At 51.9% G+C, this 999-nt stretch carries 2 tRNA genes and 2 rRNA genes; all 4 read left to right on the forward strand.

From position 1 onward, the window contains the following. Positions 1 to 140: 140 nt before the first annotated feature. Positions 141 to 257, forward strand: a 5S ribosomal RNA gene (gene rrf / locus D7Z26_RS27105). Positions 258 to 322: 65 nt separating this feature from the next. Beyond that, positions 323 to 399 (forward strand) — tRNA-Ile (locus D7Z26_RS27110). Between the two features lie 26 nt (positions 400 to 425). Beyond that, positions 426 to 501: transfer RNA gene (locus D7Z26_RS27115), tRNA-Ala, on the forward strand. A gap of 227 nt (positions 502 to 728) precedes the next feature. Next, positions 729 to 999 (forward strand): 23S ribosomal RNA (locus D7Z26_RS27120); the annotation flags it as partial.

Here is a 999-nt window from a genome sequence, read left to right on the forward strand (position 1 = left end):
GGAAGGTGCGGCTGGATCACCTCCTTTCTAAGGAGCTCTTCGGAGCTATAAAAGTCCACAGCTGCTTTGCAGAGTGGCAAACGTTTCTTACGCTCAAGTTCAGTTTTGAAAGAACGATTGTTCTTTCCACAGTAAGCCGGTTTGGTGGCAACGGCGGAGGGGTTCCACGCGTACCCATCCCGAACACGACCGTTAAGACCTCCAGCGCCGATGGTACTTGGACCGCAGGGTCCTGGGAGAGTAGGACGTCGCCAAGCCGGGCTTTCTTATCCTTGTCTAAAGGGTAATAAAGTTTAGCCCAGTCAAGAGCGGGCGCAAATATTGGCCTTTAGCTCAGCTGGTTAGAGCGCACCCCTGATAAGGGTGAGGTCGGTGGTTCGAGTCCACTAAGGCCAACCATCTTTTCTTAAATGAATACTTCCCATGGGGACTTAGCTCAGCTGGGAGAGCACCTGCCTTGCACGCAGGGGGTCAGCGGTTCGATCCCGCTAGTCTCCACCATGCAGCCTTCTTGGCTCAACTCTTGTTCCTTGAAAACTGGATAGCGAAACAAAGCGCGAATTAGAAGAACGTTGAAGTATCATCTCGACCTTACTAGTGTCAACTATTGACGCGAAGGGATGTCGATTCTGTTCGACTCATGGTTCTGCGTTACTGACGCCCATCTTTGATGGGAGCCTGGTAACAAAGGAGCATTGGAGAAACAGCAATCGATATCCCGGAGCATTGGTTAAGCTAATAAGTGCGCACGGAGGATGCCTAGGCGCCAGGAGCCGAAGAAGGACGCGACGAACAGCGATATGCTTCGGGGAGCTGTAAGTGAGCTTTGATCCGGAGATTTCCGAATGGGGAAACCCAGCTACCGTAATGGGTAGTTACCCTCGAGTGAATACATAGCTCGTTGGAGGCACACCAGGGGAACTGAAACATCTAAGTACCCTGAGGAAAAGAAAACAAAAGTGATTCCGTCAGTAGCGGCGAGCGAAAGCGGAGAAGCCC

The sequence above is a fragment of the Cohnella endophytica genome, assembly GCF_003628305.1.
Classification (GTDB): Bacteria; Bacillota; Bacilli; order Paenibacillales; family Paenibacillaceae; genus Cohnella; species Cohnella endophytica.